This window comes from Andreprevotia sp. IGB-42, assembly GCF_009848685.1.
GTDB lineage: Bacteria > Pseudomonadota > Gammaproteobacteria > Burkholderiales > Chitinibacteraceae > Andreprevotia.
The window spans coordinates 55,626-75,873 of sequence record NZ_WXTX01000016.1 but is presented as its reverse complement, the minus strand read 5'-3'; the positions used below and the strand labels follow the sequence as shown (position 1 = coordinate 75,873).

The following is a 20,248-nucleotide window of genomic DNA, read 5'->3' as shown; positions in this document are numbered from 1 at the left end:
CGCTCGCAGTTCCCCGCGCCTGCGTGCCAATCACAATTTCCATCCGCAGCTGGATGACCCCATCCAGCGCCTTGCCATTGCCATGCAGCCGAGCACCTATGTGCGGCCGCATCGTCATCCGCATACCTTCGAGCTGCTCCACCCGTTATCGGGCCGCTTCGTGGTGCTGCATTTCAACGAGGCAGGCGTCGTAACGCGCCGCGCGGTGTTGGGGGAAGACTGCAAGGTGCTGGAAACGCTGGCTGGTGAGTGGCATGCAGTGCTGTCACTGGATGACGGCGGGGTGATATTCGAAGTGAAGCACGGGCCGTATCAGCCGATTGCGCCGCAAGACTTTGCCGCCTGGTCACCTGCGGAGGGAGAAGCCGGCATGGCGGATCTGATCGCCTGGTATGCGCAGGCACAGCCTGGCACTTCCTTCAGCCTGGACAGGTGACGAAGCGCGCGCCGGCATGAATCGGGTGGGCGCCGCCCGCTGCTAGGCGGCGGTTTTCAAGACCGTTTCTATCGTTCCTGTTGCCGGGCTGGCTTGGTAAGCGCTCAGGTCGACAACATTGTCGGCATTGAAGGCCCGGTCATCGCGCAGTTGGCTGGCCAGTTGCTGCCAGCGCACAAACAACTGCGTGCTGGCGTTATCCCATGACAGCATTTCCTCCTGCGGTGCGTGTTGCTCCTGCCGGCTGCGGGCGGGCGCAAATTCGTCCGCCGGAGCACGCACCGGCTCGTACACCGCCGCGTGCAAATCAGGCGCATCGGTGGCGCTGCTGCTGGCTCGCACATCGGTTTTGCGTTTTACCGTATTGCCGGCCAAGCGCTGCGTAAACAGTGCGCTGGGGGTGACAACCAGAGCCGGGTTCAGCATCTCCGCCTCCTGTAGCGGATGGGGATGCCTACAGGATGCCTGTCTCTACAAGGTGCTGCAGTGCACGGTTGCCACGATTCCTGGCAATAATTGCCATTGAATCAGGTGTTTGCCTGCTGGATTTCACCTGCCGGATGAAGCGCTGCCAGATGAAGTAGCGCATCTGGCAGCGTGTGCTGGCTGGTCAAGGCCCGCTTGCTGGCGGCCGGCAGTTGCTTGATTGCGTATTCCGCCTTGAGTGCTGCAGAGCGATCCGGGTATTCGATCACCATCAGCAAGCGCCGGGGTGGCCGCGCCCGCGTATAGCGGGCGCCCTTGCCGGCAAGGTGCAGCGCAAAGCGCTTGGCCACATCGACGGCTACACCGGTGTAGATGCTGCCATCGCGGCATTCCAGCAGGTATACATACCAGGCCATGCTAGATGCCGATGCGCAGGCCGGGGCCATTGAGGCGCGCGGCCACGCTTTCCAGCCACTGGCAGAATGCGCCGATGGCCGGGTCGTCCATCGCCAGCCGCGGCACGACCCAGCAATAGCCGCGCACCGGCACAACGGGGCCCGACAGCGGCGCAATCAGCCGGCCGGCGTCGATCTCGCCTTGCATCATCGGCAACGGCCCCAGCGTGACGCCCAGGCCATCCATCGCCGCCTGCAATGCCAGGTAGAAATGGTCGAACTGCTGCACGGCTGCGGGCTTGAGCTCGGGCACGCCAGCCAGCGTCAGCCAGCGCTGCCATGCGGCCGGGCGTGTATCGGCATACAGCAACGTGTGCCGGGCAAGATCCGCCGGGCGTTCCAGTGGCAGGCGCGCCAGCAGTGCCGGGCTGCACAAGGGCAGTTCGCGTTCTTCCAGGAACGGCTTGGCAATGAAGCCAGGCCAATCGCCCGGGCCGCGACGGATGGCGATATCGAACGGTGCATCCAGCCGGCCGATATCACGGTCCGATGTCATCAGCCGCAGCTCGATATCCGGGTACTGCTGCTGGAATTCGCTCAGGTGCGGCAACAGCCAGTGCATGGCCAGCGTGGGCGTGGAATTGATGACCAGCCGGCGCTGGCGCGTGGGTTCTTTCAGTTGCGCGGTGGCGTTGGCAATCAGATCGAAGCCATCCTGCACCTGCACCAGGTAGCGCCAGCCGGTATCGGTCAGTTTGACCCGGCCCCCGGTACGGTCAAACAATTGCACCCCCAGCCACTCTTCCAGCTGCTTAATCTGTTTGCTCACAGCACCGTGCGTGACAAACAGCTCGTTTGCCGCAGCGGAAAAGCTTTCCAGACGGGCGGCAGACTCGAATGCGCGCAAGGCGTTGAGTGGTGGCAGGGTTTGGCTCATGGTGTGAGTATAACTCACAGCGGGTGTCGCAATTACTCGTTTGAATGCCTTGTAGGATGCGCGTATTCTCCAGTCCGGAAGGTAGCCGCACCGCGATGGTGCCGCTGCCGCGACTCGGGCTCCGTGCCTCTCAAACCCTATTCAGAAGGTCATCATGTTAGAAGCTTATCGCCAGCATGTTGCCGAGCGCGCCGCGCTGGGCATTCCGCCGCTGCCGCTGACTGCGCAGCAGGTTTCCGAACTCGTCATCTTGCTGCAAAACCCGCCGGTCGGTGAAGAAGCATTCCTGGTCGATCTCATCACCCACCGCGTTCCGCCGGGTGTGGATGATGCCGCCAAGGTCAAGGCCGCTTTCCTCGCCGCCGTAGCCGCAGGCAAGGATACCTGTAGCCTGATCAGCCGTACCACTGCGGTGCAGTTGCTGGCTACCATGCTGGGTGGTTTCAACATCAAGCCGATGATCGATTTGCTGGGCGATGCCGAAGTCGGCGTTGCCGCTGCCGAAGGCTTGAAGAAAACCCTGCTGATGTTCGATTACTTCCATGATGTAAAAGACCTCGCGGATGCCGGCAATGCCAACGCCAAGGGCGTGATCGAATCGTGGGCGAATGCCGAGTGGTTCACCAGCCGTCCGGAAGTACCGCAATCGGTCACGCTGACGGTGTTCAAGGTCACTGGCGAAACCAATACCGATGACTTGTCACCCGCGCCAGATGCGTGGTCGCGTCCGGATATCCCGCTGCATGCACTGGCGATGCTGAAAAACGCCCGCCCGGGCATCACGCCGGAAGAAGACGGCAAGCGTGGCCCGATCCAGTTCATCGAAGACCTCGCCAAGAAGGGCAACCTGATCGCCTACGTAGGCGATGTGGTAGGTACCGGTTCGTCGCGCAAGTCGGCAACCAACTCGGTGCTGTGGTGGACCGGTGACGACATTCCGTTCGTGCCGAACAAGCGCTTTGGCGGTTACTGCCTGGGCGGCAAGATTGCCCCGATCTTCTTCAACACCCAGGAAGACTCCGGCGCGCTGCCGATCGAAGTGGATGTATCGAAGCTCGATATGGGCGATGTGATCGAACTGCGCCCGTACGAAGGCAAAGTGATCAAGAACGGTGAAACCGTTGCCGAATTCAAGGTGAAGTCGGACGTGCTGTTCGACGAAGTGCGCGCCGGTGGCCGTATCAACCTGATCATCGGCCGTGGCCTGACTGCCAAGGCACGTGAATCGCTGGGCCTGCCCGCGTCCACGCTGTTCCGCCTGCCTACGCCGCCAGTGGCCTCGACCAAGGGCTTCACCCAGGCGCAGAAGATGGTTGGCCGCGCCGTGGGCTTGCCGGAAGGCCAGGGCGTGCGCCCTGGCACGTATTGCGAACCACGCATGACCTCGGTCGGCTCGCAAGACACCACCGGCCCGATGACGCGCGACGAGCTGAAAGACCTGGCTTGCCTGGGTTTCTCTGCCGATCTCGTGATGCAATCGTTCTGCCACACTGCTGCCTACCCGAAGCCGGTGGACGTGAAAACCCACCACGAGCTGCCGGAATTCATCCGCAACCGGGGCGGCGTATCGCTGCGCCCGGGCGACGGCGTGATCCACAGCTGGCTCAACCGCATGCTGCTGCCCGATACCGTCGGTACCGGTGGCGACAGCCACACCCGCTTCCCGATCGGTATCTCGTTCCCGGCCGGCTCCGGCCTGGTGGCCTTCGGTGCCGCCACCGGCGTGATGCCGCTGGATATGCCGGAATCGGTACTGGTGCGCTTCAAGGGTGAGCTGCAACCGGGCATCACGCTGCGTGATCTGGTGAACGCCATTCCGCTGTATGCAATCAAGGCGGGCATGCTGACCGTGGCCAAGGCTGGCAAGAAGAACATCTTCTCCGGCCGTATCCTGGAAATCGAAGGCCTGCCCAACCTGAAGGTCGAGCAAGCGTTTGAACTGACCGATGCCTCCGCAGAGCGTTCGGCTGCCGGTTGCTCGGTGCGCCTCGACAAGGCGCCGATCATCGAATACCTCAATTCGAACATCGTGCTGCTCAAGTCCATGATTACCAACGGCTATGGCGATGCCAAGACACTGGCGCGCCGCGTGAAGAGCATGGAAGCATGGCTGGCCAACCCACAACTGCTGGAACCGGATGCCGATGCGGAGTACGCAGCAATCATCGAAATCGATCTGGCCGACGTGAAAGAGCCGATCCTGGCATGCCCGAACGACCCGGACGACGTGAAAATTCTCTCCGAAGTGGCTGGCACCAAGATCGACGAAGTGTTCATCGGTTCGTGCATGACCAACATCGGCCACTTCCGCGCCGCTGGCAAGCTGCTGGAAGGCAAGCGCGATATCCCGGTGAAGCTGTGGATTGCCCCGCCGACCAAGATGGATGCCCAGCAACTGACCGAAGAAGGCTACTACGGTACCTTCGGCGCAGCCGGTGCGCGTACCGAAATGCCGGGTTGCTCGCTGTGCATGGGTAACCAGGCGCAGGTGCGTGAAGGCGCCACGGTGGTTTCGACCTCCACGCGTAACTTCCCGAACCGCCTGGGCAAGAACAGCAATGTATACCTGAGCTCGGCGGAACTGGCGGCAATTGCATCACGCCTGGGCCGTATCCCGACTGTCGCCGAATACATGGCGGACGTGGGCGTGCTGGATGCGAAGTCGAAGGAAGTGTATCGCTACCTGAACTTCAACGAGATCGAGCAATATCAGAACGAGGCCGACAGGGCCACCGTTTGAGGGTGATGGCCTGATTCCATACCCCGGAATCCGGTTCGCCACATGAAACAGCCCACCGTGCAAACGATGGGCTGTTTTCATTGCTGCAATGCGGCCATCAAGTCGGCCGAGCTACTCAGTGCAGCAGTTCGCCAAACTTGCCGCTGTTGAAGTCGACAATGGCCTGGCGGATTTCCGCTTCGCTGGTCATCACGAATGGCCCGTAACCCACCACAGGTTCATTCAGCGGCTCGCCACTGAGCAACAGTACGCTGGCGTCGTTGTTCGCTTCCAGCACGATGTCGCTGCCTGCCTGCTCCAGCAATACCATCTGCGCTTCCCGTGCGATATCGGCAACGTTTACCTGCACCGTGCCGCGCAGCACGATCACCATTGCGGTATGGCCATCCGGCACTTGCAAGCGCGCGCTCTTGCCCGCATTCAGGCGCAAATCCCACACATTGATGGGCGAAAACGTCTGCGCCGGGCCCGTACTGCCATTGCCGGTATCGCCGTTGATGGTGCCGGCAATCACCCGGGCAATACCGGCGTCATCCGCCAGCGCCACCACCGGAATATCCGCGTTCAGCAGCGTCTGGTAGCGCGGCGCGGCCATCTTGTTCTTGCCGGGCAGGTTCACCCACAGCTGCACCATTTCCAGCGCACCGCCTTTTTCTGCAAATGCCGCCGAGTGGAACTCTTCGTGCAGGATGCCGCCTGCTGCCGTCATCCATTGCACGTCGCCCGGGCCGATCAGGCCACCGCTGCCGGTGGAATCACGGTGCTCCACTTCGCCTTGGTAGACGATGGTGACCGTTTCAAAGCCACGGTGCGGGTGCTGGCCGACGCCACGCCGTTGCGTGGTGGGGCTGAACTCGGCCGGGCCGGCGTAGTCCAGCAGCAGGAAGGGGCTGAGCACATCGGTGCGGTCGCTATAGGAAAACAGCGAACGCACCGGAAAGCCATCACCCACCCAGTGCCGGTTGGGATTGCTGAAAACGCCAAGACTCTTTTTCATGTCTGTGCTCCTGTTGTGGCCCGGGGGCCGTTGTCATGGCATTGATAATACGGGTGAGAGCATGCATTGAATAGCAGGCATAAATGGCCATGACCGTTCCATTGGTGGAACGAAATGCTGACCTGGATGACCACTGTACGGTGCCAAATACCAAAGAATGATGGCCGCGAATTTGAAAGCAAGCCGCGGAGTGCACAGGGGCTGGCATGGGAATAAATTCACGTTCAATATCTGAACGAGGAGCGTGACATGAACAGGCTGGCAACCCCGGCAGCACCCGCTGCCAGCAAGGCCGCGCAGGCAGCGGCAACCGAATCCGATCCGCGCTGGGCGGCGGTGCAAGCGCGTGACCGCAGCGTGGACGGCACGTTCTATTTCTCGGTGAAGACCACCGGCGTGTACTGCCGGCCATCGTGCGCGGCCCGGCTGGCCCGGCCGGAAAACGTGGCCTTTCATGCCACACGGGAAGACGCCGAGCGCGCGGGCTTCCGGCCATGCAAGCGCTGCAAGCCGGATCAGCCCTCGCTGCAGGAGCAATACGCAGCCAAGGTGACGGCAGCCTGCCGCATCATCGAAACCGCTGAAGTGCTGCCGCAGCTTGAAGAACTGGCGGCGCAGGTGGGCATCAGCGCATTTCACTTCCATCGCATTTTCAAATCGTTGACGGGCCTCACGCCCAAAGCCTATGGCACTGCGCACCGTGCCGAGCGGGTGCGCAAGGAGCTGGCACGCGGTGTGGCGGTAACGGATGCACTGTACGATGCCGGTTACCAATCCAATACCCGCTTCTATGCCGAATCCGATGCGGTGCTGGGCATGACACCGCGCAATTACCAGGCGGGCGGTGCCAATGCCGAAATCCGCTTTGCCATCGGCCAGTGCACGCTGGGCGCCATTCTGGTGGCACAAAGCCAGCGCGGCATTTGCGCCATCCTGCTGGGTGATGACCCGGATACGCTGGCGCGCGACCTGCAGGATCGCTTTCCGCAAGCAATGCTGATCGGTGACGACCCGGCGTTTGCACAACTGGTGGCGCAAGTGGTGGGCTTTGTGGAAGCACCTGCCAAGGGGCTGGACCTGCCGCTGGATGTGCGCGGCACCGCGTTCCAGCAACGGGTGTGGCAGGCGTTGCGCGATATTCCAGCCGGGGAAACCGCCAGCTATGCTGAGATTGCCAATCGTATCGGCGCGCCCAAGGCGGTGCGCGCTGTCGCCGGCGCATGCGCGGCCAATGCGCTGGCGGTGGCCATTCCGTGCCACCGCGTGGTGCGCAGCGATGGGGCAATCTCCGGCTACCGCTGGGGCGTGGAGCGCAAACGCGCGTTGCTCGATATCGAGCTGGCGCTGGAACAGCAATCATGAACGCGCACGCCGTATTGCCGGATACAACCGGCCAGCTTGCCATGCTGGACTGGGCACGTATCGAAACAGATCTGGATGAACAGGGCTGGGTGCTGGTGCCTGGCCTGCTGAGTACCGGACAGTGCCGGGCCATTGCGGCCAGCTATGGCAATGAGCACATCTTCCGCAGCCGCGTGGTGATGGAGCGGCATGGTTTTGGTCGTGGCGAATACAAATACTTCAGCTACCCGCTGCCTGCGCTGATCGGGGATTTGCGCAGGACGCTGTACCCGCACCTGGTGCCGGTTGCCAACCGCTGGAACCAGATCATGGGCATCGCGCTCAGCTATCCGGCCTTGCATGCGGATTTCATCGCCCGCTGTCATGCGGCAGGGCAACTGCGGCCCACACCGTTGCTGCTGCAGTATGCGCCGGGGGATTACAACTGCCTGCATCAGGACCTGTATGGCGAACAGGTGTTTCCGCTGCAGGTGGCGATCTTGCTGGCCGAACCGGGGCAAGATTTCGACGGCGGTGAGTTCGTGCTGACCGAGCAGCGTCCGCGCATGCAGTCACGCCCGCAGGTGGTGCCGCTGCGGCAGGGCGATGCGGTGATCTTTGCCGTGCACCAACGCCCGGTGCAAGGTGTGCGCGGCGCATACCGGGTAAACATGCGCCACGGTGTCAGCCGTGTGCGGGCAGGGCAGCGCCATACGCTGGGTATCATTTTTCACGATGCGGCATAAGCAGCATGATGGACGACCTGTTCCCCGATGATGTGCCTGATTGGCGCGAAGCGCTGGAGCCCGGTGCCATGGTGCTGCGCGGTTTTGCGCTGCCGCATGTACCGCTGTTGCTTGCTGGTGTGAACCGGGTGGCTGCCGCTGCGCCATTCCGGCATATGCATACACCGGGCGGCTTTCGCATGTCGGTTGCGCTGACCGGATGCGGTCATGCCGGCTGGGTGAGCGACCGGCATGGTTACCGCTACCAGGCGCATGATCCGCTCAGCGGCCAGCCATGGCCGCCCATGCCGGCTGGCTTTGCCGCGTTGGCGCAGCAGGCCGCTGCAGAAGCGGGCTTTGCCGGTTTCCTACCGGATGCCTGCCTGATCAACCGATATGAACCGGGCGCGCGCATGACCTTGCACCAGGACAAGAATGAGCGCGATTTCAGCCAGCCGGTGGTATCGATCTCGCTGGGCCTGCCGGCGGTGTTCCAGTTTGGTGGAAACGAGCGCAGCGACAAAACGCAGCGCGTACCGCTGGCCCACGGCGATGTGGTGGTATGGGGCGGGCCGGCCAGGCTGCGCTATCACGGCGTGCTGCCGCTGAAACCCGGCCTGCATCCGCTCTTGGGCGAGTGCCGCATCAACATGACATTCCGCAAGGTCTACTGAGCGCGGGTTTGTCCGCCAGGTTTGATTATCCGGGCGAGGGATCGCGGTGACGGCTGGCAGTGGCGTTACGCATGGACTGCGGTAAAATCCCGCCCTTGCCGGCAACGCCGGCATATGAATCAATCAGCCCGGCAACGCCGGCATATGAATCAATCAGCCCGGCAACGCCGGTATTTGAATCAGCATTCCGGCGAAATGCCGGCATATGAATCATCAGCCCGGCAAGATGCCGGCAGTATCAAACCCCGGTCCGCCCTTTGCGAGGGCGACCACCAGGAGAATTGCATGTCCGTATCCACAACCCCGCCCATCGTGGTGGCGGCGCTGTACAAATTCGTCACGCTCGATGATTACGCCGAACTGCGCGAGCCACTGCAGCAGTGCATGGTCGATCATGACGTCAAAGGTACACTGCTGCTGGCTGCCGAGGGTATCAACGGCACTGTATCTGGCACGCGCGAAGCCATCGACGGGCTGCTGGCGTGGATCAAGCGCGATGCGCGCTTCATCGATCTGGATCACAAGGAATCGTACTGCGACGAGCAGCCGTTCTACCGTACCAAGGTCAAGCTCAAGAAAGAGATCGTGACCATGGGCGTAGACGGGGTGGATCCCAACATCAAGGTCGGCACCTATGTCGAGCCGCAGGACTGGAACGCGCTGATCAGTGACCCGGAAGTGCTGCTGATCGATACCCGCAACGATTACGAAGTGGCGATCGGTACCTTCAAGGGCGCCATCGATCCGAAAACCGAAAGCTTTCGCGAGTTTCCGGAGTTCGTGCAGCAAAACTTCGACCCGGCCAAGCACAAGAAAGTGGCCATGTTCTGCACCGGCGGCATCCGTTGTGAAAAGGCATCGAGCTATATGCTGGGGGCCGGCTTCGAGGAGGTGTACCACCTGAAGGGTGGCATCCTCAAATACCTGGAAACCGTGCCGCAGGAAGAAACGCAGTGGGAAGGCGACTGCTTCGTGTTCGATAACCGCGTGACGGTACGGCACGATTTGTCCGAAGGCGATTTCGACCTTTGCCACGCCTGCCGTGAACCGGTATCGGTGGAAGACCGCCAGTCACCGCACTACGTGGCCGGCATCAGCTGCCCGCATTGCTGGAACACGCTGAGCGAGAAAACCCGCGCTGGCGCGCGCGAACGGCAGAAGCAGATCGACCTCGCCAAGGCACGCAATCAGCCTATCCCGCTGGGGCGTGATCCGCGCGATCTTGCCAAATAATTATTGGCCTGCCAGGCCCGATACCGGCGGGCTTCGTGCTGAGTAAAATCAGGCGGGCAATGGCAGTTGTTGGGACCAGCCCCGTGCCATGGCCGCCGCAATTGCAGCAAAATCGCTTGCCTTGCTGGCAAGGTTCCTGGCCTGGCACTGCACCGGATCGGTATTGAACAGCGAACGTGCCAGACCGCGGCCCGCCATGGTGATCCCGGCTGTTTTTGCCAGCCGCATGGCGGTAAAGCGGGTGTATGCGCCGGTCAGATCATCGGCTCCCGCGGCCAGGCAGTTTGCCAGGTGCCAGGCATCTTCCAGTGCCTGGCAAGCGCCTTGCCCCGAGGTGGGCAGCGATGCATGCGCGGCATCTCCGATCATGATCAGCCGGTCTTTGTGCCATAGCACGGCAGGATCGTGATCGTGCACGTAGATCTTGTTGATGCGCGCGCTGTCGCTACCAGCAATCACTTCGGCGATGGGGGCAGGCCAACTTCCGAAATGCTGCTGCAGCTCGGTTTTATAAACGGCAGGATTACGCTCACCGATTCCTTCGCTGGCAATCGCGCCCGCCCAGTAAGCGCTGCTGGCTGATACCGGCACGATGCCAAAGCGCTCGCCCATGCCCCAGTAATCGCGGATTGCCAATTCTGGAAAAATGGGCCGGCTGGATTGATAAACGCCGATCCAGTTGATGAACCCCTGGTAAACCGGCGTATTGTTGCCATGGATATAGCGCCGCGCAACGGAAGCCATGCGTCCATCCGCGCCGATCAGTACATCCGCACTGATTTGCAGGCCATTCTGCATGGTGACTAGCCCATCGGCGATGTGCTGCACTGCATGGCCATACTGCACCGTGATGCCCAGATTGATCAGCCGGTCCAGTAAAATACGCTGAAAGTCGCTACGCAGGATGGAAAGGCTGGGGTAGCCCATTTGCCGATTGATTACAGTGATATCAATTGCACCCAGGTCTTCGCCGCTGCTTGACAGCCTTTGCATGCGTGCGGGGTAGCCGGATACCGCTTTCATTGCGTCCAGCACACCCAGCTGATCCACTACGAAGGCCGCATTGGGCCAGATGACGATGCCTGCACCGATGCCGGTTTCGCCAGCGTGCCGCTCATATACGCTGACTTCGAAACCCTTGAGCTTGAGCGCAATCGCAGTGCTGATGCCTGCAACGCCACCACCCAATATCGCGATCTTCATCCGGCCTCCAGGCGGTTTGCTCCTGCATCGCTGAAACGGCTTGCCTGCAGCGGATTACGTCCAGCAGCGGCAATGGCAAGCGGTGTTTATCTCGAGCGACAATGCGCGGCTCAGGGGCGGATACGCAGCGTCAGGCCCTTGAGGAAGTTACGCAGGAACTGGTCACCGCAACCGCGGTAGTTCTTGTGACCTTCCTTGCGGAACAGCGCACTGAGTTCGGGCTTGGAAACTTCAAAGCCAGCGGCAGTCATGATGCCGTGCAGATCGTCCTCTTTCAGCTCGAATGCCACGCGCAGCTTCTTCAGCACGGTGTTGTTCGATACCGGCCAGGTTACTTCCGGCGCTTGGCGGCTTTCGTCCTTGCCGCGCTTGAAGATCACCAGGCCATCCAGAAAGTAGGCGAGGACTTCATCGCTGCACTCTGCAAAACCATCTTCTTCCTCACGCTTGAGGCAGGACTGCACTTCTTCCTTGGCGAGCGTGCGGCCAGCCAGCGCGATGATCTCGACCAGCTTCACGTCGCTCAGGTCCAGCATGTAGCGCACGCTGCGCAGGATATCGTTGTTGATCATTGCGGTTTGCTCTGTTTCTGGGAGTGCGGGCATCTATTGTACAGATGCCCGGATACCCCCGTGCGGGCAATCTCAGCCGGCGCCGGCCGTCAATGCGGCCAGTATGGTGGCGGTATCATGCACCCGGCCCAGCCTGGGCAGGATGTGTTCGAATGAAAAACGGTGTTGTACTTCGTGCTGCGCACTGATGGCATCTTCGGCAAACACCAGTGCATAGCCGAGTTCCCAACCGGCGCGGGCGGTGCCCTCCACGCCCACGTGCGTGGCAATGCCGGCCAGCACGAGGGTTGCTATGCCGCGCCGGCGCAGTTGCAGATCAAGCTCCGTGCCGAAAAAGGCGTTCCACTGGCGCTTGGTGATAAGGATATCCGTGGGGGCTGTGGGCAAATCATCGGGGAAATCCAGCCAGTTTGCCGGCAAGCCGCCGGGTGGCATCGCTGGCGGCTGGTCGACTGCCTGCCCGAGCACATCGCCTGCATCGGCGGACCAGCCCACGCGTACCCTGACCACCGGAGCACCAGCAGCACGGAAACGCACGGACAACGCCGCCGCATGTTGCAGCAACTGGCTGGCCGGGTGTACCTGCGCAACCGGCAGAATGCCCTTTTGCAGATCGATCAATACCAGCGCGGTTGTTTTCAGATCAAGTTCAAGCATGCATCCCTCCGGGGCGGGTTGTCGGGCACGGCATGGGGGAGGGCAGCTAGCCCGCGAGCTGCAACTTCGGCGTGCGCGCTGGCAGTATCGCCCATAGCGAAGCGGCCACAATCAGCAGCCCACCCAGCCAGGCGACGGGCGTCAGTTGCTCGCCCAGCCACACCACTGCGAATAATGCGCCAAACACCGGCTCGCTGCCCATCAGCAATGCAACACGCGTGGGGCTTTGGCGGCGCAGCGCGTAGTTCTGGGCAAAGAACGCAAATACCGTGCAGAGCAGCACCAGGTAAACACTGGCCAACCAGAATGCGTTGACCTGCGGCAAGGCTGGCAAGCCGTTCGGTAGCATCAGCGTACCGATGATCAGGCAGCCCGTTGCCACGGTTGCTGCCTGCACTGCAGTCAGCGGCAACGCCGGCACGTTGTGTTGCCATTTCTTGGTCAGGCACACCAGGATGGCGCGCAGCATGGCTGCGCCCAGCATCAATGCATCGCCCCAGCCCCAGTGCATGCTTGCGCCATCGGTGAGCAGGGCGGCGCCCAGCAAGGACACACCGGTGGCGAGCCACGCCGTCCTGTCCGGGCGCTGGCGCAGCAGCAGCCACTGGGCAAACGGTGTGAACACCACGCATAGGCTGATCAGGAACGCGGCGTTCGCAGCACGCGTGTGGCTGACGCCATAGGTTTCGCACAGGAATATACCCAACAGCAACGCGCCCAGCGGCACGCCTGCCCGCCATGCCGCGCGGCGTACCGTTCTGCTCAGCGGGTAAAGGCTGGGCAGCAGCAAGAGAAAAGTCAGCCCGAAGCGTACAGCCAGAAAACCCAGCACCGGGTAGAACGCCAGCGCTTCCTTGGTGATGCCGTAGCTGCTGCCCCACACGATGGCAACGGCCAGCAGCATCAGGTCTGCCAGCCAGAGCGGTGGGCGGGTGAGGTAGCGGGTCATGGTGATCAATAGCCTGGTAGCAAAGCATCATTATCATTCCGGGTTTATCGGGTGATAATCCGTTTGTTCGGTCAATTACTTGTTCCGTTAAGGAATGAATTGCCACAACTCAAACTGATCGAGATTGCTGCTTCAGGAGGGCTATGGCTTGTCGAACGAACACATCGGACTGATGCGCGATATGGCTGTTTTCGTGCGGGTAGTGGAGGCGGGCAGTTTCTCGGCCGCTGCGCTGCAACTGGGTATCACACCATCGGCGGCCAGCCGGCAACTGGCCAGGCTGGAAAAGGCACTGGGTATCCGTCTGCTGGAGCGCACCACCCGTACATTGCGCCTGAGCGAAGCAGGGGCTGAAGCATTCGAGCGCGCCCAAGCCATGGAAGCGGCAGCCAGATCGCTGCTGTCGCTGAGCGACAAGCATGTGGAGGCGCCACGTGGCGCGATACGCATCAGCATGCCCAAGGCATTCGGGCGCATCGTGGTTCACCCGCTGATGCCGGCTTTCCTGCACCAGTACCCGCAGGTGGATGTGCAGATGGTGATTACCGACCGGCTGGTGCACCCGATCGATGATGGTGTCGACCTGGTCATCCGCATCAGCGATCAGCCACCGCCTGGCCTTGCTGGCCGGCCGTTGTTGCAGGTGGAGCACGTGATCGCCGCCAGCCCCGCCTATCTGGCGGCACAGGGGATGCCCGCACACCCGGCAGACCTGGCGCAGCACAGCTGCCTGTATCTGGGCGAGGTGCCGGGGGACAATCGCTGGCGCTTCAAGCGCGGTGCGGAATCCGCCATGGTGACTGTGCATGGGCGTTATGCATCCAACCATAGCGAAATGCGCCTGGGGGGCGCATTGGCTGATCTCGGCATCGCCAGCCTGCCTTCGTTCACCGCGCAGCAGGTGTTGGCCAGTGGCGAGCTGGTGCAGGTACTGCCCGATTGGCAGCACCTTACGCCCTACGCAGGGATGGCGTGGCTGCTCTATCCGCCCAACCGCTTTCTGGCGACCAAATTACGCGTGTTTATCGATTATCTTGCGATTGCATTGCCTTCGATGGAATGACGGCTCCAGATGCTGTTGGAAAATGGCACTTTTGCTGTGCTGCATGTGCCAGATTAGGGCAGAATTACACTTGGGTTCTTTTATGTATGTATGGTGCTTTGGGATTTCCTTACAGCCAGGTACCTTCGCCACGAAAATTCATTGAGGATGTCATGCTGTCCATTTTCAAATCCATGCGTCAGCGCCGGGAAGAAACACCCGTTGTGAAAACCCGCATCGCTGATCACTTGTCACTGGTTTCTGCAGGGAATCCCGCCGATTTCGGCGGAATTATCCGCATCGAGATAAAAGTAGCGGCAGAGGCGCTGGCTGGCAGCCAACTCATGGCGCAGACAGCCAATGCCGCAGGCAATGAAATCAAGCTGGGGCCGGTTGAGCCGGGTGACCAGGTTTCTGTCGGCGTGCATTTCCTGCTACTACCCAATGGTGCTCAACGTGTCGTGTTCTGCCTTCAGGAGACGGATGGCACCTTGTCCACGCTTGAAACAACCCTGCAAATCAACAATGCGGGCTCGCTGGCAGTTGAAACCGCGGCATTGCTGAAAGAGCACGGCACACCGATTTTCTTTGTCGGACCCTGTGATTCAACGGCATATCCTTATCCCACGCACACTGCGTGGTTTGATCGGCCCGATGCGGCCCAGCATATCGATGGCCTGCTTGCTACCGGCCAGATCTCGGCGCTGGAGGCGAGGAATCTGCACCATTTTGTCGAGCAGGGTTATGTCGCCATTGAAGGCCTGCTGGACGATGAGCTTGTGGCATCGGTGAATGCAGAAATCGACGATGCTGTTGCCAAGGGCTACCAGGGGTACAAGCCGGGAACAAGCCAGCGCCTTGAGCATTTGCACCTGCATTATCCCAACATGCGCAAGCTCTGGCTTGATCAGCGTCATCGCCGCTACGCAGATCTGATCTTTGGGGTTCAATCCCGCCCATGCCAGACCTTGGCGTATGTATTTGGCAGTCAGCAGGATGCCCACCAGGATACGATACACCTCACCCCGTTCCCGGCAGGCTATATGTGCGGCACCTGGATCGCACTGCAAGATGTGGTTGCGGACAGTGGCGAGCTCGTTGTGTATCCACGCAGCCACCGGGAAAGGCGCGTGTACCTGAACGATACCGGTTGTGCCAAGGTCAAGGGTGACTGGAAAGAGTTTGGCAACAAAGTTTGTGCCAATTGGGCGGAAATCGCTGCGCGCTACGAGAAGTTTGTTTACCGCCCCAAAAAAGGCACCGTGCTGATCTGGCATGAAAACCTGCTGCATGAAGGCTCGGTGCGCATTGATGCATCGCTGGAGCGCAGGTCTGTCGTCATTCACTCGTTTGCCGATGGCGCCGTGGTGTATTACGACTCGACCGGGCTGAATGGTACAGCGGTAACGCGCGACGAACTGGCTGAGCCACGTTAAGCGGCAATGGGCGCCTGTGGCCTGGTTGGGGCTGGTCGCATTATCCGCCCAGCCGCTTTCTGGATCAGCTCGCCGAGTGTGCATCGATTGCCCACCGGAGCAGCAGGAGCAAGCCTGAACGATTGCTGGCGGGCAACGTACTTTCCGGAAAAACGGATCGCGCTTCGTAATGGTTATACGTCGGGGCGCTGCCATTCACGACACTGCCGTCCGTTGATCCATTGACAGATATTGCCCACACGCATCTGCGGCGGCAGATGACAACATGGTAGAGAAGGCATGGCTAATATGACTTCACTTGCGATCAAACCGGAGTGTGGACATGCCGAATTTCACGATTTCCTTTACGAACGCAAACATCGATCACAGCTTGCCCACCATCCCGCAAGCGGGTGAGGTCTTCAAGTACGGTGGCCGGCAATATCTGGCACTGAGCGTCATCGAGGTGGCCGGGCGCGAACCACTTGTGCTGGTCGAGTCGAAATACGATCCGGCACATGCAGCCTATGCCAGCCAGGCAGCAGCGCAGAACCTGCCGCAAATCCCGGTTGGCCGCCAGCGACAGTCTACAGTGGGAGCTGTATCGGCGCGCTGAATGCGCTGAGCCCACTCATTCCCGGTATCAAGGCCCGCTTCCGACAGCGGGCCTTTTCAATTTCTGTGGCGCCTGCCCCGAGTGTCGACCTATACTCGGACGGCACCATTCCATCGTAGTATTGGCAAATACCAATCACGAGGCCAATGGCGAAGTCAGCACATTCATCGGCAACACTATAAACTGCAACTGATATGCGAAATTCATTCAAGGTATTAATGGCAATCGCGTGCATTTGTGCCGCTTTTGCGCATGCGGCATCTGATCGTTGGCTAGATATTGGCCTTGATGGCCAAAATAACCCGATTGCTATTGATCTGCAAACGATCAAACGCCAAGGAGATATTGTGCGATTCTGGCAAAGAATCAACTTTGCCAAAACACAATTTTTCAAGGTGGGCGCTGATTCGGAATCCTATGAATCATACGCGCTGCTGGCAACGGTAGATTGTGAGCAACGTACGGTAACCCACAACGAATCCGCCATATATGAAAAGCCCGATCTCGGTGGCCGGGTGATTGATGCCGGCCCTTCAAGGCATCAGGAGAGAAGCGTGCTACCTGGATCTTTGGGTGAACATGTACTCATGACCGTATGCGAACTGACGCAGCCTAAGCCACAAACGGGTTCTAAAAAGCCTGGCAAAAAAGCCAGGTAATATCTTTCGTAGCATCGCTGCGCTAGCGGCAGGTGCTGCAGGCCAACAAGAAAGCCCGCTCATGGCGGGCTTTTGCAGGCGTGGGTGCTACTGGGTCAGAACGAATTTTGCCGCTCCCTGGTTTCGTTGGCGTCTTTGCGTTGCTCATCGATCCGCTGCGCCAGATTCAACGTATGCACCATCATCAGTGCCTTCTGGCCGTCGCGCGGGCGGGAAGGGCAGTTTGTTGCATGCCGCCCGGTTCTTTGCCTCAGCGGCAGCGCCATCAAATTGGGCAAGCAACATGAATACGGTATTCATATTCATGATTTGCGCCTGTCTGCCGGCGCAGGCCGGCTGGTTCGTCGTTGTTCAAAGACCGCGCGATCAGAACGGCCAGCGGCGGCACTAGATTGTTTGTAACGCATGGCGGCGCGGTGGCCCCAGTTGTTGCGGCTGCGAGCGGCGCGCATGGCGGAGGCGTCATCTTCGTGCAGCATGCCGGCAGGTCGTTCGCGGCTGTGCTGGAACGGAATAGTCGGGTCGCGCCATGGGGTGGGGGCTTTGCGTGCGTTCTCGATGCGCTGGATGCAATGACGTCATCGCTATCCAGCTGCGCGGGCCAGCCGTGCCGAGGTCTGATGCCTTGATGATCTCCAGGCAACGGCGCTTGGTCTCGCCGAATGGCTTGGGTGGACGATCGAATTCCTTGGTGAAGCGATCAATCAGATCAGCAACCGCCATGCTTTTCGCACGGATCGTTCCAGACTCTTGGTCCGCATCTTGGCTGACCAATTCGGCTTCTACTAAAGTGGCCCAGTCGCCTGCAGCTTTCTTGTTGTCGAAAGTCCTGGAGCGATTAAGTAGGACTTTCCCTTCTTTTTTACACGTTCGGGCGCACGCCAACGACCGTTGATCAGTATAATGCTCGCCATGTTGGCTGCTACTCGTAGACCGAAGTGTGTTGCAGCGTAGCACTTCAGTAGCACCGAAAAGGAAATATCCACGAAAAACGTGGGGAAACGCCGGAAAATAGCCCGGTGCTACTCTAGCGATTCCGTCGTTAAGTAGTTGAATGTATTGATAATGTCGTAAATTTGAAGAATGCTTGGCCTCCGTAGTTAAATGGATATAACAGCCCCCTCCTAAGGGGCAGTTACAGGTTCGATTCCTGTCGGGGGTACCAGGCGCCCGTGCCAACGACCCAGCATGTTCATGGCCACTAGAGAGCTTCTCTTCCTTTTGCGCTCAGCGCACCTCCCCGTTTCCTTACTGTCGGACGGCTGCGACCTTGCCTGTCGCCTTCCCGGCAGCACAATCAAACATATAAGCATCTACTAATAGGAGTTTTTCCATGCAGCGCAGCACCAAGATCGTCTCGACGCTCGGCCCATCTTCCAACGATGCCGCAACGCTGGAGCGGCTGATTTCCGCCGGCGTCAACATGGTTCGGCTGAACTTCTCGCACGGCACCGCGCAGGATCATCTGGATCGCGCCGGCCTCGTGCGCGAGATTGCCCGCAAGCACAACCGTGCGCTGGCGGTGCTGGTTGACCTGCAAGGCCCGAAAATCCGCGTTGGCAAGTTCGAGGAAGGCAAGATCGAACTGGTCAATGGCGAAGCATTCATTCTGGACGCCAGCTGTCCGATGGGTAACCAGGAGCGCGTGGGTCTGGATTACAAGGAACTGCCGAACGACGTGGAGCAGGGCACCGTGCTGTTGCTGGACGACGGTCGTATCGTGCTGGAAGTGACCGATGTGGTCGGCAGCGAAATCCACACCAAGGTGAAAGTGGGCGGCATCCTGTCCAACAACAAGGGCATCAACCGCCAGGGTGGCGGCCTGACCGCACCGGCGCTGACCGCCAAGGACATGGACGACATCAAGGTGGCAGCGCAACTGCAGGCTGACTACGTGGCGGTTTCGTTTCCCAAGTCGGGCGCCGACATGTACATGGCCAAGACCCTGCTGCGCGCGGCGGGCAGCAAGGCGCTGCTGATCGCCAAGATCGAACGCACCGAGGCCATCACCAACCTGGAAGAAATCCTTGATGCATCCGACGGCATCATGGTTGCCCGTGGCGACCTGGCTGTTGAAGTGGGCGAGGCCGCAGTGCCGGGCCTGCAAAAGAAAATGATCAAGCTGGCGCGCCAGAAGAGCAAGCTGACCATCACTGCCACGCAGATGATGGAATCGATGATCACCAGCCCGGTGCCGACCCGTGCCGAAGTATCGGACGTGGCCAACGCGGTGCTGGACGGTACCGATGCAGTGATGTTGTCGGCAGAAACTGCTTCGGGCAAATACCCGGTGGAAACCGTGGAAGCGATGGCGCGTATCTGCCTGGAAGCGGAAAAATCGCAAGATAACAAGATCAGCGACGAAGTACTGCGCCAGGGCAGCTTCACCCGCATCGACCAGAGCATTTCGATGGCGGCGCTGTTTGCATCCAGCCACCTGAACGTGAAAGCCATTGCCGCGATGACCCAGTCGGGCTCCTCGGCACTGTGGATGAGTCGCTTCATTTCCGGCGTGCCCATTTACGCGTTGACCCCGGAAGAGGCCACCTACAACCGTCTGGCGCTGTTCCGCGATGTCTACCCGGTGATGATTTCGCACGAAAATACCAACCGTGAAGATCTGCTCGTGCGTGCCGAAGTTGAAATGGTTCGCCGCGGCATCGTCCAGCATGGCGATCTGGTGGTGTTCACCTTTGGCGACGTGGTTGGCCTGGGCGGCGGCACCAACAGTATGAAGATCGTGAAAGTGGGTGATCGCAAGCCGCGCTAAGCTGTACGGTAGCAATGCAATGAAAAACGGCGCCACTGGCGCCGTTTTTTTGCTGGCTGTTCAATCACGCATCATCCGGTGCATGCCGATCCGCCGACTATTTCTTGTGCTCGATGATGCGCCCGCCGCACTGCACGAAGCACTGGTCGTATTGCGAATCGCAGCGATAGGTATTGGCCGAGTAATAGCAGCTGCCCTTGTTCTTCAGGCAGGTGGCCTTGTCGGCATCGGTCTTGGCCAGCAGCAGGCATTGTGTCTGCTTGCTGGTTTCGCGGATTTCGCAGCGGTCCTGCTCCTGGCGGGCTTTCTGCTCCTCGGTGCCGTAGCACTGCTCACGCACTCCCGTGCATACGGCCACGCAGGTCTTGCCCTGATCGGTGGCTGGCGGCAGGTATTCATACGATACACAGGCGCCCAGCAGGCTGGTCAACAGCAGGGCAAGCAGCAAACGCATACAACGC

At 60.2% G+C, this 20,248-nt stretch carries 21 protein-coding genes and 1 tRNA gene; 12 read left to right on the top strand and 10 right to left on the bottom strand.

What is annotated here, in order from left to right:
• Positions 1-436, top strand: a 436-nt coding sequence (locus IGB42_RS19575) for a WbuC family cupin fold metalloprotein (protein ID WP_159674893.1), incomplete at its 5' end; no start/stop codon positions are given.
• Between the two features lie 42 nt (positions 437-478).
• Here the strand turns inward: IGB42_RS19575 and IGB42_RS19570 are convergent.
• From IGB42_RS19570 to IGB42_RS19560, 3 genes are all read right to left on the bottom strand, one after another.
• The gene (locus tag IGB42_RS19570; RefSeq protein WP_159674891.1) at positions 479-862 is read right to left on the bottom strand and encodes a hypothetical protein; all 384 of its coding nucleotides are present in this window, start codon (positions 860-862) and stop codon (positions 479-481) included.
• A gap of 101 nt (positions 863-963) precedes the next feature.
• Positions 964-1,278, bottom strand: coding sequence for a GIY-YIG nuclease family protein (locus IGB42_RS19565; protein WP_159674889.1), 315 nt, complete (start codon positions 1,276-1,278; stop codon positions 964-966).
• A 1-nt stretch (position 1,279) separates the two neighbouring features.
• Positions 1,280-2,194, bottom strand: a complete 915-nt coding sequence (locus IGB42_RS19560; protein WP_159674887.1) for a transcriptional regulator GcvA — start codon at positions 2,192-2,194, stop codon at positions 1,280-1,282.
• A 154-nt stretch (positions 2,195-2,348) separates the two neighbouring features.
• On the opposite strand from IGB42_RS19560, the gene acnB reads away from it, so the two are divergent.
• Positions 2,349-4,934, top strand: a complete 2,586-nt coding sequence (acnB, locus tag IGB42_RS19555; protein WP_159674885.1) for a bifunctional aconitate hydratase 2/2-methylisocitrate dehydratase — start codon at positions 2,349-2,351, stop codon at positions 4,932-4,934.
• Between the two features lie 115 nt (positions 4,935-5,049).
• On the opposite strand, the gene IGB42_RS19550 is transcribed toward acnB, so the two are convergent.
• Positions 5,050-5,931 (bottom strand): pirin family protein, encoded by an 882-nt coding sequence (locus IGB42_RS19550; protein WP_159674883.1) that lies wholly within the window; start codon positions 5,929-5,931, stop codon positions 5,050-5,052.
• A 249-nt stretch (positions 5,932-6,180) separates the two neighbouring features.
• On the opposite strand from IGB42_RS19550, the gene ada reads away from it, so the two are divergent.
• From ada to IGB42_RS19530, 4 genes are all read left to right on the top strand, one after another.
• Positions 6,181-7,293 (top strand): bifunctional DNA-binding transcriptional regulator/O6-methylguanine-DNA methyltransferase Ada, encoded by a 1,113-nt coding sequence (ada, locus tag IGB42_RS19545; protein ID WP_159674881.1) that lies wholly within the window; start codon positions 6,181-6,183, stop codon positions 7,291-7,293.
• Positions 7,290-8,018 carry a 2OG-Fe(II) oxygenase gene (locus IGB42_RS19540; protein WP_159674879.1) on the top strand — a complete coding sequence of 243 codons (729 nt, stop codon included), beginning with the start codon at positions 7,290-7,292 and terminating at the stop codon, positions 8,016-8,018. The genes ada and IGB42_RS19540 overlap by 4 nt, the downstream gene beginning before the upstream one ends.
• A gap of 5 nt (positions 8,019-8,023) precedes the next feature.
• Positions 8,024-8,671 carry a DNA oxidative demethylase AlkB gene (gene alkB, locus IGB42_RS19535; RefSeq protein WP_159674877.1) on the top strand — a complete coding sequence of 216 codons (648 nt, stop codon included), beginning with the start codon at positions 8,024-8,026 and terminating at the stop codon, positions 8,669-8,671.
• Between the two features lie 285 nt (positions 8,672-8,956).
• Positions 8,957-9,904, top strand: a complete 948-nt coding sequence (locus IGB42_RS19530; RefSeq protein WP_159674875.1) for a rhodanese-related sulfurtransferase — start codon at positions 8,957-8,959, stop codon at positions 9,902-9,904.
• 48 nt (positions 9,905-9,952) lie between these two features.
• Here the strand turns inward: IGB42_RS19530 and IGB42_RS19525 are convergent, their stop codons facing one another.
• From IGB42_RS19525 to IGB42_RS19510, 4 genes are all read right to left on the bottom strand, one after another.
• Entirely contained in the window at positions 9,953-11,107 is a 1,155-nt protein-coding gene (locus tag IGB42_RS19525; protein WP_159674873.1) for an FAD-dependent monooxygenase, read from the bottom strand.
• Positions 11,108-11,217: 110 nt separating this feature from the next.
• Complete coding sequence (locus tag IGB42_RS19520) at positions 11,218-11,679, bottom strand: DUF1456 family protein (protein WP_159674871.1); 462 nt, start codon at positions 11,677-11,679, stop codon at positions 11,218-11,220.
• A 72-nt stretch (positions 11,680-11,751) separates the two neighbouring features.
• Entirely contained in the window at positions 11,752-12,336 is a 585-nt protein-coding gene (locus IGB42_RS19515) for a hydrolase (protein ID WP_159674869.1), read from the bottom strand.
• Between the two features lie 46 nt (positions 12,337-12,382).
• Complete coding sequence (locus IGB42_RS19510) at positions 12,383-13,285, bottom strand: DMT family transporter (RefSeq protein WP_159674867.1); 903 nt, start codon at positions 13,283-13,285, stop codon at positions 12,383-12,385.
• Positions 13,286-13,433: 148 nt separating this feature from the next.
• Between IGB42_RS19510 and IGB42_RS19505 the strand changes: the two genes are divergently transcribed.
• The 4 genes from IGB42_RS19505 to IGB42_RS19490 all read left to right on the top strand — a co-directional run bounded on the left by IGB42_RS19505 (position 13,434) and on the right by IGB42_RS19490 (position 17,017).
• On the top strand, positions 13,434-14,348 hold the full coding sequence (locus tag IGB42_RS19505) for a LysR family transcriptional regulator (protein ID WP_201800016.1): 915 nt from the start codon (positions 13,434-13,436) through the stop codon (positions 14,346-14,348).
• A gap of 152 nt (positions 14,349-14,500) precedes the next feature.
• Positions 14,501-15,763, top strand: coding sequence for a phytanoyl-CoA dioxygenase family protein (locus tag IGB42_RS19500; protein WP_159674865.1), 1,263 nt, complete (start codon positions 14,501-14,503; stop codon positions 15,761-15,763).
• A 322-nt stretch (positions 15,764-16,085) separates the two neighbouring features.
• The gene (locus IGB42_RS19495) at positions 16,086-16,358 is read left to right on the top strand and encodes a hypothetical protein (protein WP_159674863.1); all 273 of its coding nucleotides are present in this window, start codon (positions 16,086-16,088) and stop codon (positions 16,356-16,358) included.
• Positions 16,359-16,552: 194 nt separating this feature from the next.
• A complete protein-coding gene (locus tag IGB42_RS19490) occupies positions 16,553-17,017 on the top strand; it encodes a surface-adhesin E family protein (RefSeq protein ID WP_159674861.1) in 465 nt (154 codons plus the stop codon).
• A 144-nt stretch (positions 17,018-17,161) separates the two neighbouring features.
• Here IGB42_RS19490 and IGB42_RS19485 read toward each other — a convergent pair whose 3' ends face one another.
• Complete coding sequence (locus tag IGB42_RS19485; RefSeq protein WP_159674859.1) at positions 17,162-17,323, bottom strand: hypothetical protein; 162 nt, start codon at positions 17,321-17,323, stop codon at positions 17,162-17,164.
• Positions 17,324-18,107: 784 nt separating this feature from the next.
• Between IGB42_RS19485 and IGB42_RS19480 the strand changes: the two genes are divergently transcribed.
• A tRNA-Arg gene (locus tag IGB42_RS19480) sits at positions 18,108-18,182 on the top strand.
• Positions 18,183-18,350: 168 nt separating this feature from the next.
• The gene (gene pyk / locus IGB42_RS19475) at positions 18,351-19,787 is read left to right on the top strand and encodes a pyruvate kinase (protein WP_159674857.1); all 1,437 of its coding nucleotides are present in this window, start codon (positions 18,351-18,353) and stop codon (positions 19,785-19,787) included.
• Between the two features lie 97 nt (positions 19,788-19,884).
• On the opposite strand, the gene IGB42_RS19470 is transcribed toward pyk, so the two are convergent.
• Complete coding sequence (locus IGB42_RS19470) at positions 19,885-20,241, bottom strand: hypothetical protein (RefSeq protein WP_159674855.1); 357 nt, start codon at positions 20,239-20,241, stop codon at positions 19,885-19,887.
• Positions 20,242-20,248: the final 7 nt, after the last annotated feature.

Coding starts and splice junctions, on each gene's coding strand:
- alkB (WP_159674877.1), top strand. CDS start 8,024: ATGATGGACGACCTGTTCCCCGATGATGTGCCTGATTGGCGCGAAGCG.
- IGB42_RS19520 (WP_159674871.1), bottom strand. CDS start 11,679: ATGATCAACAACGATATCCTGCGCAGCGTGCGCTACATGCTGGACCTG.
- IGB42_RS19530 (WP_159674875.1), top strand. CDS start 8,957: ATGTCCGTATCCACAACCCCGCCCATCGTGGTGGCGGCGCTGTACAAA.
- IGB42_RS19515 (WP_159674869.1), bottom strand. CDS start 12,336: ATGCTTGAACTTGATCTGAAAACAACCGCGCTGGTATTGATCGATCTG.
- IGB42_RS19550 (WP_159674883.1), bottom strand. CDS start 5,931: ATGAAAAAGAGTCTTGGCGTTTTCAGCAATCCCAACCGGCACTGGGTG.
- IGB42_RS19495 (WP_159674863.1), top strand. CDS start 16,086: ATGCCGAATTTCACGATTTCCTTTACGAACGCAAACATCGATCACAGC.
- IGB42_RS19510 (WP_159674867.1), bottom strand. CDS start 13,285: ATGACCCGCTACCTCACCCGCCCACCGCTCTGGCTGGCAGACCTGATG.
- IGB42_RS19525 (WP_159674873.1), bottom strand. CDS start 11,107: ATGAAGATCGCGATATTGGGTGGTGGCGTTGCAGGCATCAGCACTGCG.
- IGB42_RS19565 (WP_159674889.1), bottom strand. CDS start 1,278: ATGGCCTGGTATGTATACCTGCTGGAATGCCGCGATGGCAGCATCTAC.
- pyk (WP_159674857.1), top strand. CDS start 18,351: ATGCAGCGCAGCACCAAGATCGTCTCGACGCTCGGCCCATCTTCCAAC.
- ada (WP_159674881.1), top strand. CDS start 6,181: ATGAACAGGCTGGCAACCCCGGCAGCACCCGCTGCCAGCAAGGCCGCG.
- IGB42_RS19485 (WP_159674859.1), bottom strand. CDS start 17,323: ATGAATATGAATACCGTATTCATGTTGCTTGCCCAATTTGATGGCGCT.
- IGB42_RS19470 (WP_159674855.1), bottom strand. CDS start 20,241: ATGCGTTTGCTGCTTGCCCTGCTGTTGACCAGCCTGCTGGGCGCCTGT.
- IGB42_RS19540 (WP_159674879.1), top strand. CDS start 7,290: ATGAACGCGCACGCCGTATTGCCGGATACAACCGGCCAGCTTGCCATG.
- acnB (WP_159674885.1), top strand. CDS start 2,349: ATGTTAGAAGCTTATCGCCAGCATGTTGCCGAGCGCGCCGCGCTGGGC.
- IGB42_RS19490 (WP_159674861.1), top strand. CDS start 16,553: ATGCGAAATTCATTCAAGGTATTAATGGCAATCGCGTGCATTTGTGCC.
- IGB42_RS19560 (WP_159674887.1), bottom strand. CDS start 2,194: ATGAGCCAAACCCTGCCACCACTCAACGCCTTGCGCGCATTCGAGTCT.
- IGB42_RS19500 (WP_159674865.1), top strand. CDS start 14,501: ATGCTGTCCATTTTCAAATCCATGCGTCAGCGCCGGGAAGAAACACCC.
- IGB42_RS19570 (WP_159674891.1), bottom strand. CDS start 862: ATGCTGAACCCGGCTCTGGTTGTCACCCCCAGCGCACTGTTTACGCAG.